This window comes from Cyanobium sp. Cruz-8D1 (genome assembly GCF_024345975.1).
Lineage (GTDB): Bacteria > Cyanobacteriota > Cyanobacteriia > PCC-6307 > Cyanobiaceae > Cyanobium.
Window position 1 is genome coordinate 79,118 of the sequence record NZ_JAGQCD010000004.1, and the last position, 17,348, is coordinate 96,465.

The 17,348-nt window shown below is 69.2% G+C and carries 18 protein-coding genes; 8 read left to right on the plus strand and 10 right to left on the minus strand.

Features of this window, described 5'->3' with window-relative positions; genetic code table 11:
* Positions 1 to 121: 121 nt before the first annotated feature.
* Positions 122 to 1,015: a 4-hydroxybenzoate polyprenyltransferase gene (locus KBZ33_RS04175; RefSeq protein ID WP_254951015.1), complete on the plus strand. Its 894-nt coding sequence runs from the start codon at positions 122 to 124 to the stop codon at positions 1,013 to 1,015.
* Positions 1,016 to 1,021: 6 nt separating this feature from the next.
* A complete protein-coding gene (locus tag KBZ33_RS04180; protein ID WP_254951014.1) occupies positions 1,022 to 1,945 on the plus strand; it encodes an LD-carboxypeptidase in 924 nt (307 codons plus the stop codon).
* 40 nt (positions 1,946 to 1,985) lie between these two features.
* On the opposite strand, the gene KBZ33_RS04185 is transcribed toward KBZ33_RS04180, so the two are convergent.
* Positions 1,986 to 2,648, minus strand: coding sequence for a CpcT/CpeT family chromophore lyase (locus tag KBZ33_RS04185; protein WP_254951012.1), 663 nt, complete (start codon positions 2,646 to 2,648; stop codon positions 1,986 to 1,988).
* An 8-nt stretch (positions 2,649 to 2,656) separates the two neighbouring features.
* Positions 2,657 to 3,406, minus strand: coding sequence for a 2-C-methyl-D-erythritol 4-phosphate cytidylyltransferase (gene ispD, locus KBZ33_RS04190; RefSeq protein WP_254951010.1), 750 nt, complete (start codon positions 3,404 to 3,406; stop codon positions 2,657 to 2,659).
* Between the two features lie 37 nt (positions 3,407 to 3,443).
* On the opposite strand from ispD, the gene KBZ33_RS04195 reads away from it, so the two are divergent.
* The 3 genes from KBZ33_RS04195 to fabG are packed head-to-tail and all read left to right on the plus strand — an operon-like array spanning position 3,444 to position 6,213.
* The gene (locus KBZ33_RS04195) at positions 3,444 to 4,286 is read left to right on the plus strand and encodes a glycosyltransferase family 9 protein (protein WP_254951009.1); all 843 of its coding nucleotides are present in this window, start codon (positions 3,444 to 3,446) and stop codon (positions 4,284 to 4,286) included.
* Between the two features lie 9 nt (positions 4,287 to 4,295).
* On the plus strand, positions 4,296 to 5,420 hold the full coding sequence (locus KBZ33_RS04200; RefSeq protein ID WP_254951007.1) for a TrkA family potassium uptake protein: 1,125 nt from the start codon (positions 4,296 to 4,298) through the stop codon (positions 5,418 to 5,420).
* 40 nt (positions 5,421 to 5,460) lie between these two features.
* The gene (gene fabG, locus KBZ33_RS04205; protein ID WP_254951005.1) at positions 5,461 to 6,213 is read left to right on the plus strand and encodes a 3-oxoacyl-[acyl-carrier-protein] reductase; all 753 of its coding nucleotides are present in this window, start codon (positions 5,461 to 5,463) and stop codon (positions 6,211 to 6,213) included.
* On the opposite strand, the gene KBZ33_RS04210 is transcribed toward fabG, so the two are convergent.
* Positions 6,214 to 6,456 carry a hypothetical protein gene (locus KBZ33_RS04210; protein WP_254951147.1) on the minus strand — a complete coding sequence of 81 codons (243 nt, stop codon included), beginning with the start codon at positions 6,454 to 6,456 and terminating at the stop codon, positions 6,214 to 6,216.
* 135 nt (positions 6,457 to 6,591) lie between these two features.
* Here KBZ33_RS04210 and groL point away from each other — a divergent pair, with 135 nt between their 5' ends.
* The gene (gene groL, locus KBZ33_RS04215; protein WP_254951003.1) at positions 6,592 to 8,259 is read left to right on the plus strand and encodes a chaperonin GroEL; all 1,668 of its coding nucleotides are present in this window, start codon (positions 6,592 to 6,594) and stop codon (positions 8,257 to 8,259) included.
* 39 nt (positions 8,260 to 8,298) lie between these two features.
* Here groL and KBZ33_RS04220 read toward each other — a convergent pair whose 3' ends face one another.
* From KBZ33_RS04220 to KBZ33_RS04250, 7 genes are all read right to left on the minus strand, one after another.
* Positions 8,299 to 9,003 (minus strand): N-acetylmannosamine-6-phosphate 2-epimerase, encoded by a 705-nt coding sequence (locus KBZ33_RS04220; protein WP_254951001.1) that lies wholly within the window; start codon positions 9,001 to 9,003, stop codon positions 8,299 to 8,301.
* Positions 9,004 to 9,022: 19 nt separating this feature from the next.
* The gene (locus KBZ33_RS04225; protein ID WP_254950999.1) at positions 9,023 to 9,529 is read right to left on the minus strand and encodes a hypothetical protein; all 507 of its coding nucleotides are present in this window, start codon (positions 9,527 to 9,529) and stop codon (positions 9,023 to 9,025) included.
* 10 nt (positions 9,530 to 9,539) lie between these two features.
* Positions 9,540 to 10,403, minus strand: a complete 864-nt coding sequence (locus KBZ33_RS04230) for an ABC transporter permease (protein WP_254950997.1) — start codon at positions 10,401 to 10,403, stop codon at positions 9,540 to 9,542.
* Positions 10,404 to 10,422: 19 nt separating this feature from the next.
* The gene (locus tag KBZ33_RS04235; protein WP_254950996.1) at positions 10,423 to 11,445 is read right to left on the minus strand and encodes an ABC transporter ATP-binding protein; all 1,023 of its coding nucleotides are present in this window, start codon (positions 11,443 to 11,445) and stop codon (positions 10,423 to 10,425) included.
* Positions 11,446 to 11,483: 38 nt separating this feature from the next.
* Positions 11,484 to 12,479 carry a heme o synthase gene (locus KBZ33_RS04240; protein WP_254950994.1) on the minus strand — a complete coding sequence of 332 codons (996 nt, stop codon included), beginning with the start codon at positions 12,477 to 12,479 and terminating at the stop codon, positions 11,484 to 11,486.
* Positions 12,472 to 13,428: a heme A synthase gene (locus KBZ33_RS04245; RefSeq protein WP_254950993.1), complete on the minus strand. Its 957-nt coding sequence runs from the start codon at positions 13,426 to 13,428 to the stop codon at positions 12,472 to 12,474. Before KBZ33_RS04245 ends, KBZ33_RS04240 begins: the two co-directional genes overlap by 8 nt.
* A gap of 205 nt (positions 13,429 to 13,633) precedes the next feature.
* Positions 13,634 to 14,410, minus strand: coding sequence for a hypothetical protein (locus KBZ33_RS04250; protein WP_254950991.1), 777 nt, complete (start codon positions 14,408 to 14,410; stop codon positions 13,634 to 13,636).
* A gap of 338 nt (positions 14,411 to 14,748) precedes the next feature.
* Here KBZ33_RS04250 and KBZ33_RS04255 point away from each other — a divergent pair, with 338 nt between their 5' ends.
* A complete protein-coding gene (locus KBZ33_RS04255; protein WP_254950989.1) occupies positions 14,749 to 15,627 on the plus strand; it encodes a cytochrome c oxidase subunit II in 879 nt (292 codons plus the stop codon).
* 46 nt (positions 15,628 to 15,673) lie between these two features.
* A complete protein-coding gene (gene ctaD, locus KBZ33_RS04260; RefSeq protein WP_254950988.1) occupies positions 15,674 to 17,341 on the plus strand; it encodes a cytochrome c oxidase subunit I in 1,668 nt (555 codons plus the stop codon).
* Positions 17,342 to 17,348 lie beyond the last annotated feature (7 nt).

The window sequence follows — 17,348 nt, forward strand, 5'->3', positions numbered from 1 at the left end:
CCCGGGCAGCGGCGGCGCCACTTTGCCACTGGGCGCCACTTCCCCACAGTGCACGGGAACGCCGCCATCAGGAGTTGGATAGGGTGCGGCCATACAACCGTTGCAAGCGGTGAACGTTCCGATGGCCCCAGGCCGCGCCCAGGCCTGGCTGGAGCTGCTGCGCTGGCACAAGCCCAGCGGCAGGCTCATCCTTCTGATCCCCGCCGGCTGGGGCCTGTGGCTCGGTCCTGTCGTGCCGCCTCCGGCCCTGCTGGTGGGCTGGATCGTGCTGGGGGGCCTGGCGGTGAGCGGCGCCGGCTGCGTGGCCAACGACCTCTGGGACCGGCGCATCGATCCCCTGGTGGAGCGCACCCGCCACCGGCCCCTGGCCGATGGCCGCCTCGGGGTGGGCACCGCGGCGGTCCTGCTGCTGCTCTGCCTGGTGGTGGCCCTGGCGGCCTTGCTGGCCCTGCCCGCCGCCAACCGGGGGCTGTGCGTGGGCCTGGCCCTGGCGACGTTGCCCCTGGTGCTGCTCTACCCCTCCGCCAAGCGCTGGTTCGCCTATCCCCAGCTGGTGCTGGCCCTGTGCTGGGGCTTCGCCGTGCTGATTCCCTGGGCGGCCGCCCAGGGAGGCCTGCAGGGCTCCCTGGGCGGTTGGCCCCTGTTGCTCACCTGGCTGGCGGCGGTGAGCTGGACCTTCGGCTTCGACACCGTTTACGCCATGAGCGACCGGGACGACGATCGGCGCCTCGGGGTGCGCAGCAGTGCCCTGAGCCTGGGGGCCCAGGCCCCCGTGGCCGTAGCCCTCTGCTACGGGCTCACCTGTGCGGCCCTGGCCCTGGCGGTGCTGTTGCAGGGGCGGGCGGGTCTGCCGTTCTGGCTGCCCTGGACCGCCGCCGCCCTGGCCATGCAGCAGCAGGCGGCCCGGCTGCGTCGCCCCGATCTGCCCCGCAGCGCCTACGGCCGGCATTTCGCTGTCCAGGTGTGGCTCGGTGGTCTGCTGCTGCTGGCCGTGATCCTCTCCACCAGCGCCTGATTCGCCATGGCCGCCGGACCACCAGCCCGCCAACCACCGCCCCTCCAACCCGGCGACCGGGTGAGGCTGGTGGCCGCCAGCTCCGCCCTGGCCGATCTGGAACGGCTGGAGGCGGGGCTGGCGGTGCTGGCCAGCTGGGGCCTGGAGCTGGATGGCGATCCCACCCGGCTGCCAGCGCGCCGCTGGGGCTACCTGGCGGGCCGCGACGCCGAGCGCGCCGGTGATCTGCTGCCCACCAGCGACGACCCTGGGGTGCCCCCGGCGCTGCTGGCCTGCGTGCGGGGTGGCTGGGGGTCGGCCCGGTTGCTGGAGCGCCCCCTGGAGGCGGCAGGCGGCTGGCTGCTGGGGTTCTCCGATGTCACCTCCCTGCTGTGGCACCGGCTGGCGATGGGCCGGGGCGGCGCCATCCACGGCCCCCTGCTGACCACCCTGGCGGCCGAGCCGGCCTGGAGCCAGGAGCGGCTGCGGGCCCTGCTGTTCGGCGAGCCCCTCGGCGACCTGGAGGGGGAGAGCTGGGAAGGCGGCCAGGCCGAAGGCCCGTTGCTGGCCGCCAACCTCACGGTGGCGACCCACCTGCTGGGCACCCCGCATCTGCCGGACCTGGACGGGGCGATCCTGATCCTCGAAGACGTGGGGGAAGCGCCCTACCGGATCGACCGGATGCTCACCCACTGGCGCCTCTGCGGCGCCCTGCAGCGACTGAGGGGCCTCGGCTTCGGCAGCTTCGAGGCTTGCGACGACCCCCAGGACACCGGCGGCGACACGCCCCACTTCAGCCTGGAGCAGGTGCTGCGGGAGCGGACCGCCGATCTGGGTATCCCCGTGCTGGCCGGTCTGCCGGTGGGCCACGGCCGCGTCAATGCCGCCCTGCCCCTGGGGGTGCACGCCCGGATCGACGGCGACCGGGGCCGGCTGAGCGTCATCGGTTAAGGCCGTGGGCCGATCAGCTGACCATCCTTCAGCGGCTGACTCACCCCCCTAGACCCTGCTGCCGCATCAGCGCCGGCAGGTCGGCCCCGATGGCACCGTCCACCCGGTCGAACAGCAGCCAGCTGAAGCCGTCGACCTCGCCCCGCACCGAGCCGTCGGCCAGGCGCAGGCTGCGGTCCCGGTACCAGAGCTGGTCGGGATGGAGCAGCATCTCGAACTCAGCGCAGACCTCACCGTCCTGCGGATGCCGGTAGCGGCAGGCGCCGGGATCCATGCGGGCGCGGAAACGGTCGAGGGCCGGCTCCGCCTCGAAGAACAGATCGCAGCCCGGATGGCGATCGAAGGCCTCTGGTCCCAGGGTCTGCACCCAGGTCGCGTCCAAGGCTGGGCGGTCGTAGGTGGGCCCACCGCGGAAGAACAGCTGCTCGGCCCGCACCGCCCCGCGCAGCGGGTCCACCCCCAGAACCACCACCCGCTGGCGGTGGGCCAGCTGCGGGGCGCTGGCGCGGGACTCCTGGAAATAGAGCACCACCGCACCGAGTTGGGCCGCCTCCAACCGCTCCACCAGCATGGTTCGCAGTTCCCGGGTGAGCTCGGGAGCCACCGGACCGCCCCTGGCCAGGGTGGCGGCCACCTGGCGTTGGTTGTGGAAGGCCCCCTGCCAGCGGCAGGCGATCGTCTCAAGCTGGTCGGCACTGTCCATGGTCGGTCTCAGGCGCCGCGGGCCGCCAGCACCGCGCTGGCGATGGTGAGATCGAAGCGGGTGGTGAGTTTGATGTTCGAGGGGGGCGCCTCCAGCACCCGCACCGGCAGCCCCAGCCGCTCGTAGAGCGCCGCATCGTCGGTGACGCTCCAACCCTCACGCTCGGCCCGCCCGTGGGCCTCCCGCAGCTGGGCCACGCCGAAGCCCTGGGGCGTCTGGGCCGCCCAGAGGCCGCTGCGTTCGGGGGTGGCGGTGATCAAGCCGCCGCCATCCACCTGCTTGATGGTGTCGGTGACGGGGGTGGCGGCGATGATGCCGGCCCCTTCGGCCATGGCCTGCCTCAGGGCCGTGGCACAACGCTCCAGCAGCTCCGGTTCCGCCAGGCAGCGGGCGCCATCGTGGATCAGCACCGCTTCGGCATCGGCGGGCAGGGCCTCCAGGCCACGCCGCACCGAGTCCTGGCGGGTGTCGCCGCCGACGATCCAGGCCACCGGTTCGGCCAGGCAGCGGCGGGGCTCGGCGGCGGCCAGGATCGCCCCGATCGCCGCCTCATCCTCCGGCCGGCCCATCACCCCGATCCAGCGGATCGCCCCGCAGGCCAGGGCGGCATCGAGGGTCCAGGCCAGGACCGGGCGGCCGGCCAGGGGGAGCAGCAGCTTGTTGGAGGCGGCGCCCATGCGGCGCCCGCTGCCGGCGGCGGCGATCAGCAAATGCACAAGCGATGGCCCGCCCGGGCGGAACACTGGAATCCCCTCCATACAATCAGGCCGCCAGGCCCGCCCGACCCAACGCCCGATGCGCGCACTGTTTCTGATTCCGGGCGATGGCGCCAGCCAGTTGCAGGCGCTCCCCGCTGTGGCGGCCATCGCCGAGCAACTCCACTTCCAGATTCAGGTGGCCTGCCATCCGTCACTGATCACCCTCTGGAAACTGCTGCCGGCGGTGGAGAAGGTGCTTCCCTTCAACTTCGATGGCGCCACCCTGGCCGACTGGGCCAACCTGCTCGGATGCGTGCGGGAGCCCGATTTTCAGGCCTGCATCAACCTGGCCAGCGGCCGTCAGGTGGATCTGATGCTTTCGATGAGTCACATCCCCAACCGCATGGCGGCCGGGGGCTTCTCTGCCACCAAGACGGTGCAGGTGCCCCAGAGTCTCTGGCCAGCCCAGGCCCTGGAGGCCTACCTGCGGCCAATCGGGGTGAGCCTGGATGCCGCCGCCTTCCGCCTGAGCCTGTCAAAGGGCGCCCTCGACGAAGCGGTCGCCACGTTGCCGGCCGGCGACGGGCCGATGCTGCTGCTGGCCCCCTCCGGCGACCCGGACGACTGGCCGGCCGCGGCCTGGCAGGAGCTGCCCGGCCGCATCGCCGCCACCCTCCCCGGCCTGCGCTCGCTGCAGGTGCCGCCGGAGTCTCCGGCCCACCTGAGCGCCCGGGCCGCCCTGGTCGCCGCCAGTGACGTGGTGCTGGCCAGCGATCCGGTCACCATCGAACTGGCCCTGCTCAGCGGCACCCCGGTGGTGGCCCTGGGTCGCAGCAGCGACAGCCTGCCGGCCCGCAGCGGAGTACAAGGGCTGGGTTGCCCCGGCCACCTGCGTGAGCTCCCCTCCAGCGACGTGCTCCAGGCCCTCGGCCTGGGCTGAGCGGCGCCCATGAGTCGCCTGTGGTTCTCCCGCAGGAAGCGTCCCCCCTCGGCCAGGGCACGCCGGCCCTGGGTCACCCCCCTGATCGCCCTGCTCGTGGTGGTCAACGCCAGCGCGATCGGCTATCGGATCACCGAAGGCTGGGACTGGGGCGATTGCTACTGGATGGTGGCCATCACCATCGCCACCATCGGCTATGGCGAGGTCCACCCCCTCTCCACCGCCGGGCGGATCATCACCGTGTTCTCCATCGCCGGAGGGCTCGTGGTGGTCCAGCTCACCGTCCAGAACCTGGTGGGCCTCTCCGAAACCGGCTACTTCCGGCGCCTGCGGGAGCGCCGATTCCGCACCTGGGTCCAAAGCATGAACAACCACGTGATTCTCTGCGGCTACGGCCGCATCGGTAAGGAGATCGCCGATCAGCTGATCCGGGAGAAGGTGCCGCTGCTGGTGGTGGAGATGGACGCGGGCTGCCGCGATGAGGCGGAGGAGCGGGGACTGCCGGTGCTTTTCGCCGACGCCACCCTCGATGAGACCCTCCTGGAGGCGGGCATCCATCAGTGCCGCAGCCTGGTGGCGGCCCTTCCCAACAATGCGGCCAACCTCTACGTGGTACTGAGCGCCCGGGGGCTGGCCCCCCGCTGCCGCCTGATCGCCCGCTCCGACAGCGCCGAAGCGGGACGCAAGCTGCGCCTGGCCGGCGCCGACCAGGTGGTGAGCCCCTATGTGGCGGGGGGCCGGGTGATGGCCGCCACCGCCCTGCGGCCGCTGGCCGTCGACTTCATGGAGCTGCTGGCCGGCTCCGACTGCGAGGTGGAGGAATTCCAGCTCAGCGACGACAGCTCCCGCTTGGGCGAGCTGCTGGGCCGCAGCCTGGCGGAGATCCAGTTCGGCCGCCGCAGCGGCGCCCAGGTGCTGGCCATCCGCACCCCGGCCCCGGCGGTGGTCAATCCCTACTCCTACCGGGGGACCACCTACGGCACCCCGGAGGCCACGCTGGTCACCAACCCCGGCGGCGACATCCGGCTGGAGGCCGGCCAGCTGCTGGTGGTGATGGGCAGCAAGGAACAGCTGCAGCGCTTCGCCGAGGTGCTCGGCCCGGCCCTCGAGAGTTCCGACCAGATGGCCGACTGAGGCGACAGACATACGATCGCCACACCCTGCCTCCGCCGCCATGTCCAGTGCCGCTCCCCTCTCCGGCCAGGTTGCCTTGGTGACAGGAGCCAGCCGGGGGATCGGCCGGGCCATCGCCGAGTCCCTGGCGCTGGCCGGAGCCACGGTGGTGGTCAACTACGCCCGCTCGCCCGAAGCGGCCGAAGCGGTGCTGGCCACGATCAGGGCGGCCGGCGGCCAGGCCTGGAGCCACCAGGCGGATGTGGCCGACGAGCAGGCCGTGGAGGCGATGGTGAAAGCGGTGCTGGAGAAGGAAGGGCGCCTCGATGTACTGGTCAACAACGCCGGCATCACCCGTGACGGCCTGCTGATGCGGATGAAGACCGCCGACTGGCAGAGCGTCATCGACCTCAACCTGACCGGGGTGTTTCTCTGTACCAGGGCTGTCAGCCGCAGCATGCTCAAGGCCCGCCGCGGCCGCATCATCAACATCACCTCGGTGGTGGCCCTGATGGGCAACCCGGGGCAGGCCAACTACAGCGCTGCCAAGGCCGGCGTCATCGGCCTCACCCGCAGCACCGCCGCCGAATTCGCCAGCCGCGGCATCACGGTGAATGCGGTGGCCCCCGGCTTCATCGACAGCGACATGACCAAGGATCTGGACAAGGAGCCGATCCTCGCGGCCATCCCCCTCGGCCGCATGGGCCAGCCTGGGGAGGTCGCCGGTGCGGTGCGTTTCCTGGCGGCCGATCCGGCGGCGGCCTACATCACCGGCCAGGTGCTGCAGGTGGACGGCGGCATGGTGATGCGCTGATCAGGATTCGGGTGCCAGGGGCTGGGCGAGGTCTTCCCGCAGCTTGCGGATGCGCTGCAGCAAGCGCAGGCGCCGGCTGCGGGCCGTCAGGGTGAGGAACAGCCGGATCGGCACATAGACCAGGGCCATCAGCAAGCCCAGGGTGGCGATCAGCAGGAACACCATCCCATCGGCGCTGGTGCTGGGTACCAGGACCGATTCGGTGGCTGCGCTGTCGAGGGTCTGCTGCAGCAGGTCTTCCATGTTGTGAAGGTACCTCCTGCAGCAGGGGGCCGCAGCCGTCGCGGAACGGGACATTCGGCTTTCCCCACCGACGGGCGGATGCCACCGGTGGGGTCGCCGTGGGACGCTGCGAGCGCTGCTCTTACCACCCCGTCGATGGCCAAACTGATCCAGTTCGCCGATGCCTCCCGTGACTCGCTGGAGCGGGGCGTCAATGCCCTGGTCGATGCGGTGAAGGTCACCATCGGTCCGAAGGGCCGCAACGTGGTGCTGGAGAAGAAATTCGGCGCCCCCGACATCGTCAATGACGGCGTCACCATCGCCAAGGAGATCGAACTCGAGGACCCTTTCGAGAACCTGGGCGCCAAGCTGATCCAGCAGGTGGCCTCGAAAACCAAGGACACCGCCGGCGACGGCACCACCACCGCCGCTGTCCTGGCCCAGTCCCTGGTGCATGAGGGCCTGCGCAACGTGGCCGCCGGTGCCAGCCCCGTCGCCCTGAAGCGCGGCATGGAGCAGGCCACAGCCCTGGTGGTGGCCGGGATCGCTGAGCGCTCCCGCGCCGTGGCCGGGGACGCCATCCGCCAGGTGGCGACGGTGAGCTCCGGTAACGACGAGGAAATCGGCCGCATGATCGCCGAAGCGGTGGAGCGGGTGAGCGCCGATGGCGTCATCACCGTGGAGGAATCGAAGTCCCTGGCCACCGAACTCGAGGTGACTGAAGGCATGGCCTTCGATCGCGGTTACTCCTCCCCTTACTTCGTCACCGATCAGGACCGGCGCGAATGCGCCTTCGACAATCCCCTGCTGCTGATCACCGATCGCAAGATCAGCACCGTGGTCGACCTGGTGCCCGTGCTGGAGGCTGTCTCCAAGAGCGGCCGTCCCCTGGTGATCCTGGCCGAGGAGGTGGAGGGCGAGGCCCTGGCCACCCTGGTGGTGAACAAGACCCGGGGCGTGCTCCAGGTGGCCGCCGTGCGGGCACCTGGCTTCGGTGATCGCCGCAAGGCCATGCTGGAGGACATCGCCATCCTCACCGGCGCCACGGTGATCAGCGAGGACAGGGCCATGACGCTGGACAAGGCCACCCTGGCCGACCTGGGCCATGCCCACCGCATCACGATCAGCAAGGACGAGACCACGATCGTGGCGGCCGACGACCAGCGCACCGCCGTGACCGACCGGGTGGCCTCGATCAAACGGGAGCTGGAGGCCACCGATTCCGACTACGACCGCGAGAAGCTCAACGAGCGCATCGCCAAGCTGGCCGGCGGTGTCGCCGTGATCAAGGTGGGCGCCCCCACCGAGACCGAACTCCGCAACCGCAAGCTGCGCATCGAAGATGCCCTCAACGCCACCCGGGCCGCCATCGATGAAGGCATTGTCGGCGGCGGCGGCAGCACCCTGATCCAGCTCAGCGAGGAACTGGGAGCCCTGGCCAGCCGCTGCGACGGCGACGTCCGCACGGGTGTGGAGATCGTGCAACGGGCCCTGGCGGCGCCGGCTCGCCAGATCGCCATCAATGCGGGCGCCAACGGCGACGTGGTGGTGCAGCAGATGCTCAGCCAGGGCAAGGGGTACAACGCCCTCACCGACACCTACGAAGATCTGCTCGACGCCGGCATCCTGGATGCCGCCAAGGTGGTGCGGCTGGCCCTGCAGGATGCGGTCTCGATCGCCTCGCTGCTGATCACCACCGAGGCGGTGATCGCCGACAAGCCGGAACCCGCCGCTCCGCCCGCCGGGGATGGCGGAATGGGAGGAATGGGTGGCATGGGCGGAATGGGTGGCATGGGTGGCATGGGCATGCCCGGCATGATGTGAGCCCCCAGAGGCTCTGGATGGGGCCGGTGGAGCCGAGGCTCAACCGGCCAGAGCCTTCACGTAGGCGGCCACCTGCAGGTCCACGCCGGTGATGGCCGTTCCCACCACGACGGCATCGGCGCCAGCGTCCAGGGCATTGCAAGCCTGCTGCTTGGTGGCGATGCCCCCTTCACAGATCAGCGCCACCGCCTCAGGAAGCTCACGCCGCAACGGGCCCAGCAGGTCCCAGGCCGGGGGCGCCTGCGCGGCGGTGGCCTCGGTATAGCCGTAGAGGGTGGTGCCCACCCACTGACAACCCAGGGCCGCCGCCCGCAGGCCATTCGCCACGCTGTCCACATCCGCCATCAGCGGAGCGCCCAGATCCTGGCGTGCTCGCCTGATCAGGGCTTCCAGCTCCTGGCCCTCAGGCCGGGGACGGTCGGTGGCATCGAGGGCCACCACATCGGCTCCTGCCGCCCAGACGGCGCGGATCTCCTCCCAGCCGGGGGTGATGTACACGGCGCTGTCAGGGAAGGTGCGCTTCCAGAGGCCCACGATCAGGGCCTTGGGGCAGCGGCGCCGCACCGCACCAATGTGCTCCGGACTCTCGAGCCGTACCCCGGCAGCCCCCTGGCGCAGGCTGGCCTCGGCCATCGCAGCGATCACGGCCGGATCGCGTAGGGGCGAGCCCTCCGGTGCCTGCACCGAGACGATCAGGCGACCGTTCAGTTCGGCGCGTGCAGGCAGGGGAACAGATGACACCATCAAAGGCGGCAAGGGGAGATCAGCTGGCGCGGCGATGCTGGGGGTCGCCGGAGAGCCAGGAGCGCAGGTCAGCCAGGGTGGAGGGTGCCGGGGCCGGGGGCGTTCCCGGTGGCAGGACGCTGAGGCGGGAGGCCTCGGGAAGGGACGTGGGGAAGGGCGCCGGCTGAGGTGCCAACTGGGAGACCAGCGCGGGGGCGTCCGGAGCTACCCCAGCGAACACCGGCGCGGTCGAGAAGGCCGCCTCAAGGGCCGCGAAGGCATCCTCCACCCTGGCGGCAGCTGGGCCGGGGACCGCGGGAGCGGCGGTGGGGGCCCCTGCCGCTCCTTCCAGTTGCTGACGGAGCCAGTCGCCGGCCCCGATGCCCTGCTGGGCGATCAGGTTGTCGGTTCGGAACCGCTCCAGGGAGCCCACCCCATGGCGATGGGCCCACTGCCGGGTCAGACGGGCCGTAGCGGTGGCATCCCTGCGGTGGACAGCCTCGAGAAGCAGGCTGGAGAGCTCGGGCCGGGAGGGGGGCAGGGGCACGGAGGGGGCGTCAGGTGAGCTTGCGATCCAGCATCGGGCGGATCAACAGGAACAGACCCGCGGCCAGGCCCGCCAGGATGGCGAGACAGGTGGCGGCATTGAGGGATCCGTAGGGAGCCACCAGCACCACGTCGGTGAGGCGGAACGACCCCGCGTAGGCGGCGCGAATCGGTTCAATCGCGAAGGTAAGGGGATTCAGGGCCGCCAGCCAGCCCAACCAGGGCGGCATGAACGAAATCGGTGCCAAGGCGGTGCTGGCAAACAGCAGGGGAAGATTGGCCACGAAGATCACGGCGATCAACTCGATATGGCCCGGCAGGGCGAAGGCCAGGCCAAGGCTGAGGGCCGTGACGGCGAACACCAGCAGCAGCAGGGTGACCAGCACCAGCAGCAGCCCCGCCCCTCCGGGCCAGCCATAGCCCAGCAGGGCAGCGGTGCCCATGATCGCCAGGCTCTGCACCAGACTCAGGCTGGTGATGTAGAGCACCGAGGCGAAGACGATCGAACTGCGGGAGCGCAACGGCGCCACCAGCAACCGGTTGAGGAAGCCGAACTCGCGGTCGAACATCACCGGCAGGCCGGCATTGAGGGCGGCACTGAAGGCTGTGAAGACGATCACCCCGGCCCCAAGGAAGCGGCCATAGCTGATGCCGCCGGGAAGCAGGCCCTCGGGGGCGTTGGCGAACAGCGCTCCGAACAGCACCAGCCAGATCAGGGGCTGCAGCACCCCCGCCACGAGGGTGGACGGGCGCCGGGCCAGCTGGACGAACAGGCGCCGGGTGAGGGCAAGCGTCTCCTGGGAGATCTCGGCGAAGGCCGAGGGCTCAGCGCTGAGGGAGGGGACGGGGGCGAGGGAAGGGCTGGCGCTGGTCATGGGGAATCAGGGAATCGGGTCATCGCATCGACTGCTTGCGTTCCTCCTTCAGGTCCCGGCGACCCGCCACGGAGAGTTCCGCGTCGCTCAGGGTGCGACCGGTGGCCTGAAGGTAGACGTCATCGAGGCTGGGCCGGCTCTGGGCCAGGGCGAACACCGGCAGCTGGGCCTCGGCCAGCTGGTGCCGCAGGGTCTCCACCACGCCGCTGTCCTCTACCACCAGGTTGAGGGAATAGCCCTGGGCCCGGTTGACCACCACCTGGCGGACGCCATGGCAGGCCTGGAGGAGATCCCGCACCCGGGACGCCTCCTGCTCATCGCTGAACTCCCGCACCCGCAGGGTCACCCGGTCACCGCCGAGGGCGCCCTTGAGGGCCGAGGGGGTGCCTTCGGCGATCACCCGACCACCGTCGATGATGGCCAGGCGGTCGGCGAGGGCATCCACCTCCTCGAGGTAATGGCTGCTGAGCAGCACCGTGGTGCCCTGGTCGCGCAGCTGCTGAAGCACCTGCCAGATGGTGGCCCTGCTCTCGATGTCGAGGCCCACCGTGGGTTCATCCAGCACCAGCACCCTGGGCCGGTGCAGCAGCCCGGCGGCCAGGTCGAGGCGCCGGCGCATGCCGCCGGAATAGCTGCCGCAGCGGCGGTCGATCCAGGCGTCCATGGCGAGGAGTTCGATCAGCTCGGCGGTGCGGGCCAGCCGATCGGCGCCTGCCATGTGGTGGAGATCTGCCTGGAGGTGCAGCAGCTCCCTGCCGCTGAGGATCTTGTCGATGGCCACCTCCTGGGCGACGTAGCCAAGCAGGCGCCTGACAACCCGGGGTTCGGCCAGGGCATCCACGCCGGCGACATGGACCTGGCCGGCATCGGGAGCCAGCAGGGTGCAGAGGATGCGCAGGGCCGTGGTTTTGCCGGCGCCATTGGGTCCGAGCAGTCCATAGAGGGAGCCGGCCGGCACACTCAGGGAGAGGTCGTCCAGGGCCTGCACCGGTTCAACCTTGCGGCCGCCGAAACACTTGCTGAGGTGCTGGAGCTCGATCAAGCCGGGATCAATCGCGAAGGGCCGGAAGCGACATCAATCTAGGCAGCCGCCGCGGGAGCCAGATGGAGCACGGCAGCCAGCAGGGCAGCCGGCGCGCCGGCGCTGGCCAGGGGCGTGCGCGCCAGGACCAGCAGCAGGCAGATGCCGAAGAGATAGAAGATCGACCAGCGGAACATGCTGCGGGCCCGGCGGGGATCGCTGGGATCCTCCAGCAGGCTGCCGCTCAGCTGCAGCAACCTGGCGTTGAAGGGAAGCACCAGCAGGCCGTAGAGCCAGCCGCCGCTGGGCAAGGCGACCACCCCGGCCAGGCTCATCGCCACCGTTACCCAACTGTAGCGGCGGATCGCCCGAGCGGTGACCTCCAGACCCTTGACGACCGGCAGCATCGGGATGCCGACGGAGCGGTAGTCCTCATGCAGAAGCAGGGCCAGGGCCCAGAAATGGGCTGGGGTCCAGACCATCACCAAGCTGAACAGCCACCAGCTGCTCCAGCCCAGGTGGCCGGTGGCGGCCGCCGCCCCCACCAGGGGGGGAATGGCCCCGGCGATGCCGCCGATGACGATGTTCTGGGTGGTCCGGGGCTTGAGCAGGGCCGTGTAGAGCAGCACGTAGCTGCACAGCCCCAGCAGGGCCAGGGAGGCGGCCAGGGCGTTCACCCCCAAGACAAGCACCAGCACCGAGGCGACCGTGAGGCCGACGGCCAGGGCGAAGGCCTGGCGCTGGGCCAGCCGGCCCGAAGGCAGGGCCCGGCGGCTGGTGCGCTGCATGCGGCCGTCGAGTTCCTGCTCCCAGAGGCAGTTCAGGACACCGGCCGCCGCCGAGGCCATCGAGCCCCCCACCAGGGTGCAGACCATGCGCACCGGATCCAGGGGCCAGGCCGCCGTAAGGGCCATGCCACCGACCGTGGTGGCCAGCAGCAGCGGGATGAGCCGCGGCTTGGCCACCTCAAGCCAGGCCGGCAACTTCACGGACGGTCGAATCGCTGCCGGCGCTGGGGGCGCGGCGATGGCCGACACGGCGCTGACACTAACCATGGGCCACCTCAAGACGGGTAGGGACGGAAGGGGACTGGAACGAAAGACCGCAGAGGGCACCAAGCACGGCCACCAGCAGGGCGGCGGTGAGCTGGTGGGCGACGGTGACGGCGGGAACGGCCAACTGGAGCCGCAGGGTGAAGACCCCAAGGGCCACCTGAACAGCCACCAGCGCGGCGGCGGTCAGGGACAGAGCCTGGAGCCGACGGTGGCCAGTTGGCAATGCCAGGGAGCCGGCGGCCAGCACCAGCACGGCGATGGCCGCCGGGTAGGCCCCCTGGCGGTGCAGCAGCAACCAGCGGCAGCCCTCCCCGGCGTTAACACAGAGATCGGCGGCCCAGCGGCTGGCCATGGCCCCACCCAGCAGGCACTGGGCGCCGACGAGCAGGGCCGCCAGAAAGGGAAGGGGGGACCACCAGCGCGGCAGAAGAAGGCCGGCAGCCTGGGGGTCAGGGCGCTCCAGGCCCTGGTGCATGGCACTGAGAAGGAGCACCAGGCTGAGGGCGGTGGCCAGGTGCAGGGTGACGGTGGGGGCCGCCAACTGGCTGAGCACGGTGAGGGCCCCCAGTCCCCCTTGCACCGCCACCAGGGCCAGGGCCAGACCGGAGCTCCAGGGCAGCCAGCCGGGGAAGCGGGCCCGGAACCGCAGGCTGAGGGCGAAGAGCAGCAGGAGGGCGACGCCCACCAGGAAGGCGTCGAGGCGGTGGAACCACTCCAGGAATACCTGAAGATTCCACTGGCGGCCTGGCCAGAGCACGCCGTAACAGAGAGGCCAGTCCGGACAGGCCAGGCCCGCCTCCATCACCCGGGTGGCACCGCCGATGGCCACAAGGGCCACCAGGGCGACAACGAGGTGGGCGGTGAGCAGGGGCACCAGGCGCCGGGGCCATCGGGCCCCGGCGGTGGACCGTGGCCGGGACTGGGGTTGCGCGGAGGGCGCCACGGCCATGAACACGTGCTCTTTGGGCAACCAAGTTAGCGGGCATTGAAAGATGTGCGAATCAGCACATCGTGCGAAGTGAATGTGAAATTTCCCCGAAATTGCTTCTCTGGCTACAACGAACGCACGGCATGCGCGCGGATTTAGCTCACCAAACGCACCATCGTCAGCCAGCCATGGGCCCCAGCAGCGGCGGCATCACCGCCGGGCCACATCAGCGGATCGAAGGCTGGTGGCTCCCCCGATGGGAATGGGTCGGCGGTGGTACGGGCCTCCCTCTCCCGGGCCTGCTGTGGAAGCGACCCAGGATCAGGGCAATGAGGATGGCGATGTACAGCTGCCCTGAAATGGTGATCACCACCGTGATCACCTGCCCCGTCACGTCGCTGCTGCGGAGCACGTCCGATCCCACACTGGTCAGAATCATGAACGAGGCGGCCATCAGCGCCGGCGCCATCGCCACGTTGTCGGCGTTGCGATCCTGAAGCACTGGCAGGGCGGAGAGGTCGTAGGCGCCCGGATGCAGGACCCACAGGGCCACCAGCATCACCCCGCCGGCGATGCCGACCAGGAGGTAACCGGACGTGGCACCCATCACCACGGCCAGCGTCACGAAGGGCTCACGCACCAGGGTCTTCACCTTGCGCATCAGCGCCACCAGAAAGAACAGCAGCCAGGCGACCACATGCGGCACCGTGACAAGGCGCCCCAGGGGCGGATCGAAGGCCAGGGCCAGATGCCACACCCCCTCCAGGGCGAGCGCCAGGCCACCGAGGCCGTACAGCAGAGGCCGGGTGCTGATCAGGGGTGAGTAGCGCGTCACCGTGCTGACCAGCACCACCGCCAGGCCGATCAGCAGCACCGAGAGCAGCCAGACGTGCGACTGGCAGAACGGCAGCATCAGGATGAGCAGCACCTCGGTGGCGAGGGTGAGGATGTAGCCGCGATGGCGGTGGCGGAGCCTCTGGATCTGCTCGTGGGTGAAGGGCACCGCAGACGGGCGTGGGTGCGATCCATAGTCGCAGCGGCGTTCAGCCGCCGCACCGGGCCCCGGGGGACAGGACGCCGCAGGGCAGCGGTGGCAGAGCAGCGCTGGCAGGGCAGGGGCGGCCGCCTGCTTGGACAGGGGCTTGAGCGGGCGCCATGACGGGACAGGCACTTCGGAGGCATTGGAAGATGTGCAAATCAGCACATCGCCTGGATTGAATGTGAAATTTCACCGAAATCGCTTCTCTGGTTACAACGAACGCGCGGCACGCGAACGGCCTTCCATAAGCTGATGGCCTCAGGGTCCTCCACCCTCCCGAAAAGCCGTCCCCCGCCGCCGCCGTGCCGATTCCCTCCTCCCTGGTCACCCTGCTGGTCGGCATGGCGCTCGTCCTCTCCGGTCTCTGGGTGGGCTACAACGTCAACCTCCTGCCCCTCGACGCCAGCGCCAACGCGCCTGTCTACGACTCCCTGTTCCGGGTCCTGTTCAGCATCGGCACGATCCTCTTCCTGGGCATCGTCGGCCTGGTGGTGTTCAGCCTCGTGCGGTTCCGTCGTCGGGCCGGGGACCACACCGACGGGCAGGCGATCGAGGGAAACCTGCTGCTCGAGATCGTCTGGACGGCGATCCCCGCGATCGTGGTGCTGTTTGTCGGCATTTATAGCTACGACATCTATGAGCGGATGGGAGGCATGAGCAGCCTCAACGACCATTCCGCCATGCACCGGATGCCGTCGATGGAAACCATGGAGGCATCCGTCACCTCCCCCGAGGGCGGCCAGGAGCCCGCCGCCAGGGTCTGGGGTGGTATCGGCACCGGGGGCGCAGAAACCAATGTCCTGCCGGTCGAGGTGACGGCCATGCAGTTCGCCTTCATCTTCCACTACCCGGAAGGGGACATCACCAGTGGCGAGCTGCACGTGCCCAATGGCCGCCCCGTGGAGCTGCGCATGAAAGCGAATGACGTGATCCACGCCTTCTGGGTGCCCCAGTTCCGGCTCAAGCAGGACGTGATCCCCGGCCAGCCCACCGTGCTCACCTTCACCCCCACCAAGGCGGGCAGCTACCCGATCATCTGCGCCGAGCTCTGTGGTCCCTACCACGGAGGCATGCGTTCCACCGTGGTCGTGCACGAACCCGATGCCTATGACGCCTGGCTCAAGAAGAACAGCCCTGTGACGGCCACCGTCGCCAGCGCCCCGAGCAACCCCACCGCCTGAACCTCCGTTCTCCCGGTCCCCACTCCGCCCGATCCTTCCAGCCCCGATGACTGTCGCTTCCCCCAACGACTTCCAGGACAGCCTCCAGCCCCAGGGCTGGCTGCGCTATTTCAGCTTCAGCCTCGATCACAAGGTGATCGGTCTCCAGTATCTGGTGACTGGGTTCCTCTTCTATTTCATTGGCGGTGCCATGGCGGGGGTGATCCGCGCCGAGCTGGCCAGCCCGATCTCCGATTTCGTCAGCCGGGAAACTTACAACGAAGTTCTCACGCTGCACGGCACGGTGATGATCTTTCTGTGGATCGTTCCGGTTGTGAATGGCGGCTTCGGCAACTACCTGATTCCCTTTTATGTGGGCGCCAGGGACATGGCCTTCCCCAGGCTCAACGCCGTGGCCTTCTGGATGATTCCACCGGCCGGAATCCTGCTGATCGGCAGTTACTTCATCACCGGCGCGGCTCAGTCCGGCTGGACGGCCTACCCACCGCTGAGCCTCACCACGCCAGCCCTGGGTCAGGTGGTGTGGATCGTGAGTGTGCTGCTGCTGGGGGGCAGTTCGATCTTCGGTGGCATCAATTTCATCGCCACCGTGCTCAAGCTGCGGCGTCCGGGACTGAAGCTGATGCAGCTGCCGATGTACTGCTGGGCGATGCTCGGCACCAGCATCTTGGTGGTGCTCTCCACCCCCGTACTGGCCGGCACCCTGCTGCTGCTCAGCTTCGACATCGTCGCCCACACCGGCTTCTTCAATCCGGCTCTGGGGGGAAATGTGGTGGTCTACCAGCACCTTTTCTGGTTCTATTCACACCCGGCCGTGTACATCATGGTGCTCCCAGCCTTCGGCTTGGTGAGCGAAATCCTGCCCATCCATGCCCGCAAACCGCTGTTTGGCTACACCACCATGGTCTATTCGATCATGGCCATCGTGGTACTGGGCCTTGTGGTCTGGGCCCACCACATGTTCACCAGTGGCACGCCTCCCTGGATGCGTCTGTTCTTCACGATCGCCACGTCGTTCATCGCCGTGCCGACGGGCATCAAGTTCTTCAACTGGCTCGCCACCCTCTGGGGCGGCAAGCTGGCCCTGAACAGCGCCATGCTCTTCTCCTGCGCCTTCATCGTCAATTTCGTGTTCGGTGGGATCACAGGGGTGGCCCTGGCCCAGGTGCCGTTCGACATTCACGTGCACGATACCTACTTCGTGGTCGGCCACTTCCACTACATCGTCTATGGCGGCACGGTGTTTGTGATCTTCGCCTCCATCTATCACTGGTATCCGAAGTTCACCGGCCGCCTGCTGAATGAAGATCTGGGTCGGTTGCATTTCCTGCTCACCTTCGTGGGCTTCAACCTCTGCTTCGCCCCCCAGCACTGGCTCGGCCTCAACGGCATGCCACGTCGCGTGGCCGAGTACGACCCCAGCTTCACCACCCTCAACCAGATCAGCAGTGTGGGGGCCCTGCTGATGGCGATCAGCAGCCTGCCTTTCCTCTACAACGTTCTGGTGAGCGCCTTCCGGGGCCAGGTGGCCGGCGACAACCCCTGGAACGCCCTCACCCCCGAATGGCTCACCTCCTCGCCACCGCCTGTGGAGAACTGGATCGGTGAAGCACCGTTGGTCGAACACCCCTACGGTTACGGCGTTGATGAAGAAACCCTGAGCCTGGAGGCCGCCACCGGCAAGGACCTCTGGAGTGGCGCCGGTCGCCGCTGAATCGCCC